Consider the following 4,162-nt stretch of genomic DNA (forward strand, 5'->3'; position numbering starts at 1 on the left):
GAGGCCCTGTCTTCATGCGCGTACAACGGGAAGATCACCCAGGTGGGAAGCCTGTTCGAACCACACGTTCCATGATCGGTTGAGATACGGCTTCTCAGCACAGGTCGCTCTGCGCGTGGCTGACTGGTTGTGCAGTTGTCGGTGGCCGCCCCGACAACGGGGGAGTTTATGCCGAAGCGGCCACTGCCCCGAGGCGCTGGGGGGCTCGGGGGAGCAGCACGGGTCCTTCTCTTCCGCACAGCTCATCCGGTACTACGGAGCCTCCACCCTCGGGGTTCACCCAAGTCGGGGACATTCGGAGACGTGCAGCGCAGTGCGATCTGAACCGCTCCGGGTCTGTTGGAGGCTCGATTCCCTGAGAGTACCCGCTGGGTGTGTCAGTCAGTAACGAGCGAATGAGTTGCCCTGCCCCTGACGCCGCACACTGAGCGGGGGACGTGGAACTACACGATCCACCCCGTCGAGCAGGACACGCCGGCCGTCACCCGGACCGAGGACCGGGAACTCATCAGAACCCGCGCCCTGCACACCCTGGCCGACCCGCGGCTGACCGGCATGACCCGAGAGGAGCTGGCCGTGCTGGCCGCTGATCTGGCCCCGGCACAGGCGGCCAGGGCCGAACAACGCTTCTTCGAGCAGCGTGGCGGACCGCGACGCAAGGCCAAGGGCAAGCACGGCCGCTCCTTGCTCACGAACGCCGACAACGTCCTGATCGCAGTCGTCTACCTGCGGCAGATCTGCTCACAGCTCGTACTGTCCGAGATGCTGGAAGTCAGCACGGGCCCGATCGCGGCCGCGATCACCGAGACCGGCAAACTGCTGACCGCGCGCCGGCACCGTATCGAGCCCACCGTGCTCCGCTTCACCAGCGCGAATGCCCTGAGTGTCGACGGTCAGCCAATTCCCCATGCCAAACGCCAGACAATTCCCCACCCTCTCCTGTCCGGTTGCTCACCCGAGCCGTCCAGGCGGCGCTCAATCGTCCTCAGTGCCTGCACTGGCTCTCCAGGCGGCAGTGACACATCCCTCTTCCCAGTGCCATCAACCTTTCGCGTCGCCATGTTCCAACAGCTTGCGGATCCGCTGGATGTCTGCTTCCGGCGGGATGTCCAGCGCGACCATCCGGAACTGCTCGATGCCCTCGCCGGTGGTGCCGAGCCGGTGGAAGGTCTCCAGCACGGTCTGTCGGGCCGCAGCGGAGCCTCCGTCCTTCAGCACGATCAACCGGATGGTGCAGTTCTCCGAAGCATGAACGGTCTCCCCGGCCCAGCGCAGGCCGTCGTCATCGACGTCCACGCGGACGACATCGCCGCTCGCGACCCCGCGCACGAACCACGGAGTGTTGTCGAGACGCACCGTTCCGTCGCCGAGGTCCAGTGCCCACAGGCTCTCGACGCTGGCCGGCGGCCAGCCGTCCTCGTCCACCTCCATCCGGAAGTGGACCTTCACGTGGGCGTCGCTGATGTTCGTCACCGCGCCATCATCCACGCGGACCAGCGGGACGGAACCGCGGGGCTGCGGAAGCGATCACTTCAGCACCCCGTGGCGGCGGTCAGGTGGTCGGAGGCTTCTCGGTGGGGTTCCTGGGGCGCTTGTTCGGCCGGTAGCTGGGGCCGTTCATGATGACCTGGTGACTGGAGTTGATCAGCCGGTCCAGGAGCGACTCGGCGACGACCGGGTTGGGGAAGAGGGGATACCAGTCGCTGGGCGCCCTGTTGCTGGTGATGATCAGGGACCGGCCCTGGCGTTCGGAGACGAGTTCGTAGAGGTCGTCGGCCTGGGACGCGGTCAGCTGGCGCATGGCGAAGTCGTCGAGGATGAGCAGGTCGGGGCGGACGAGCTCGCGCACGCGCTTGTCCCAGGTGCGGTCCGCGTGACCGCCTGCGAGCTCGGCGAGGATGCGGCTGGTCTTGGCGAACCGGACGTTGGCGCCCTGCCGGATGGCCTGGTGGCCGAGGGCCTGGGCGACGTGTGTCTTCCCGACGCCCGGTCCGAACAGAATGACGGACTCGCCGGAGTGGAGCCAGCGCAGGGCCGCGAGGTCGCGGATCTGAGCGGCGGGCAGCTTCGGGGAGGCGTTGAAGTCGAAGCCCTCCAGGGTGGCCTGCTGCTCGAACTTCGCCTTGCGCAGGCGGCGTTCGAGCGCGACGCTCTCACGTCGGGTGATCTCGTCCTGGCAGAGGACCTGGAGGAAGTCGAGGTGTCCCAGTTCGCCTTTCTGGGCCTGGGTGAGGCGGGCGTCGAGGGTCTCCAGCATCCCCGACAGCCGCAGGGTCTTGAGCGAGTCGCGCAGGGCGGTGGTCATCACGCTCACCGGGCGGCCTCCTCAACGTCATCGCGACCCTGGTCGTCGTGGACGTAGGTCGAGGTCTGGGTGGGGATGGCGGCGGGAAACAGGCCCTCGGGTCCATGCAGGAAGGCCGAGGCCCCGGCGTCACCGGTCTCGGGTTCTGGATCGGTCTCGGTGCCGGCGACCAGGATGCCCTTGACGGTGCGGTAGGACGGGTCGCCGACCGTGATGGCCTTGCGGCAGGCGGCCTCCAGGCGGGTGTCGCCGTACTTCTTCCGCAGCCCGAGCACTCCCTGGGCGGCGCGGAGCCGGTAGAGGGCGTTGACCTCCAAGAGCTGGTCGATCACCTCCCGGCAGGCGTCCCCGACCTGGGATGCCTGGCCGCGGCACCAAATCGGGGTGCGCATCTGGAAAGCGATCTTCTCGGGCGGGTAGTCGCCTCTGTCGGTGCGCTTGCCCTGCTCAAGTGCCGCGTGCGTCTTGACCAGCTCGCCCTCGTGGAAGATCTGCACCGTGACGGCGGTGGAGCGGACGTCGACGCGGCGTCCGATCAGGTTCCAGGGCACCGAGTAGAGGGTGCGGCCGACCTTGACGTGGATGTCCGGGCCGACCGTCGCCTTTGACCATCTGGCCAGCACGAACGGCTCGGCCGGCAGCGGAAGCAGGGCCTCGGCCTCCACCGCCTCGAACACGGACAGCGGTTTCGCACCGTCCAGCGGTCGGCACTGCCGCTGACCGGCGACGTTCGTTGCCCAGAGCAGGGCCTCGTCCTGCATGTGCTCGAGCGAGGTGAACGTCCGCCCGCTCCAGAACGAGTCGCGGACATAAGGCATGGGCCGCTCAACTCTGGGCTTGGACTGAACCGTCAAATGCTCCTGATCCGCATGGTGCGGAGCGACTTGTGACGGTCACGCACCCGTTCCATCCGTGGCACGGCCGGTCGTACGAGTTCGTCGTACGGCGCAAGAACTGGGGTGAGGACAGCGTGTACTTCCGCGACGAGGCGGGAGAGGTGCTGTCCGCACCGACGGCGTGGACGGATGCGGGTGGCGAGGACCCGTTCGTGGTTCTCGCGGCGGGCCGCAGCCCGTTCCGCATCGAGGATCTGCTCGCCCTGGCCGACTTGATCGGCCACCTCGACGGCCGCGGTGCGAGTGCATGGGAGATGACGCCGTGACTACCTTGGGATTCACGCCGCGGTGGCGGGGGCGTGTCCGGCGCACGGTGATCGAGACAGCGCACGCCATGCCGACTGGCCTGCACCGATACGTGATCCGGTGCCTCTGCGCGCTCTTGGTTGTGATCGGCCGCGACGCAATTCTTGAGGCAGCACGTGAGCGAGGGAGGCGGTATGGCCGGCAACGCGACGGACGATCCGAAAGAGGCCGCGCTGCGGGCGACCCGGACGCTGAACCCGCATCCGGAGGCCGTGGTCGACGCGGAGTTCACCGCCTCGCCGTTCTGCGATCCACGGGACCTGGTGCAGGTGAAGTACGAGATGGTGCGCCGGGTCCGGGTGGACAAGGCGCCCGCCGCCAGGGCGGTGCGGGAGTTCGGATTCTCACGGCAGGTCTACTACGACGCCGCGGCCGCACTCGACGCGGGCGGTCCGGCCGCCCTGGTCCCGGGCAAACCGGGCCCGAAGGGGCCGCGCAAACTCACCGACGAGGTGATGGAGTACGTCGAAACACGGCTGGCCGCCGAGCCGTCCCTGCGCTCGGGGGACCTGACCGACGCCGTCGCCAGCGAGTACGGCCTGAGCGTCCACCCGCGCTCTATCGAGCGGGCCCTGGCCCGACGAGCGGCCTCACGCACCCAGGAGTCACCCAAAAGCCGCAGCTGACAGCCCTGCGACTACGGGACCCGTGGACC

Annotated in this window: 6 protein-coding genes; 2 read left to right on the forward strand and 4 right to left on the reverse strand. The window is 68.1% G+C overall.

Annotated features, from left to right (window positions below; genetic code table 11):
• Positions 1-741 precede the first annotated feature (741 nt).
• From ACWGI8_RS40565 to ACWGI8_RS40580, 4 genes are all read right to left on the reverse strand, one after another.
• Positions 742-909 carry a hypothetical protein gene (locus ACWGI8_RS40565; protein ID WP_453668463.1) on the reverse strand — a complete coding sequence of 56 codons (168 nt, stop codon included), beginning with the start codon at positions 907-909 and terminating at the stop codon, positions 742-744.
• A gap of 132 nt (positions 910-1,041) precedes the next feature.
• The gene (locus ACWGI8_RS40570; protein WP_453668464.1) at positions 1,042-1,473 is read right to left on the reverse strand and encodes a DUF4265 domain-containing protein; all 432 of its coding nucleotides are present in this window, start codon (positions 1,471-1,473) and stop codon (positions 1,042-1,044) included.
• Positions 1,474-1,552: 79 nt separating this feature from the next.
• Positions 1,553-2,314: an IS21-like element helper ATPase IstB gene (gene istB, locus ACWGI8_RS40575; protein ID WP_453668465.1), complete on the reverse strand. Its 762-nt coding sequence runs from the start codon at positions 2,312-2,314 to the stop codon at positions 1,553-1,555.
• Entirely contained in the window at positions 2,311-3,123 is an 813-nt protein-coding gene (locus ACWGI8_RS40580) for a Mu transposase domain-containing protein (protein WP_453668466.1), read from the reverse strand. Before ACWGI8_RS40580 ends, istB begins: the two co-directional genes overlap by 4 nt.
• 68 nt (positions 3,124-3,191) lie before the next feature.
• Here ACWGI8_RS40580 and ACWGI8_RS40585 point away from each other — a divergent pair, with 68 nt between their 5' ends.
• A complete protein-coding gene (locus ACWGI8_RS40585; protein ID WP_453668467.1) occupies positions 3,192-3,467 on the forward strand; it encodes a DUF5372 family protein in 276 nt (91 codons plus the stop codon).
• 174 nt (positions 3,468-3,641) lie between these two features.
• Complete coding sequence (locus ACWGI8_RS40590; protein WP_453668468.1) at positions 3,642-4,133, forward strand: helix-turn-helix domain containing protein; 492 nt, start codon at positions 3,642-3,644, stop codon at positions 4,131-4,133.
• The last annotated feature ends 29 nt before the right edge of the window (positions 4,134-4,162 follow it).

The organism is Streptomyces sp. NPDC054841 (genome assembly GCF_053611045.1).

Excerpts from the sequence above, each read along its gene's own strand:
- ACWGI8_RS40565 (WP_453668463.1), bottom strand. The coding sequence starts at position 909 with ATGGGGAATTGGCTGACCGTCGACACTCAGGGCATTCGCGCTGGTGAA.
- ACWGI8_RS40580 (WP_453668466.1), bottom strand. The coding sequence starts at position 3,123 with ATGCCTTATGTCCGCGACTCGTTCTGGAGCGGGCGGACGTTCACCTCG.
- ACWGI8_RS40590 (WP_453668468.1), top strand. The coding sequence starts at position 3,642 with ATGGCCGGCAACGCGACGGACGATCCGAAAGAGGCCGCGCTGCGGGCG.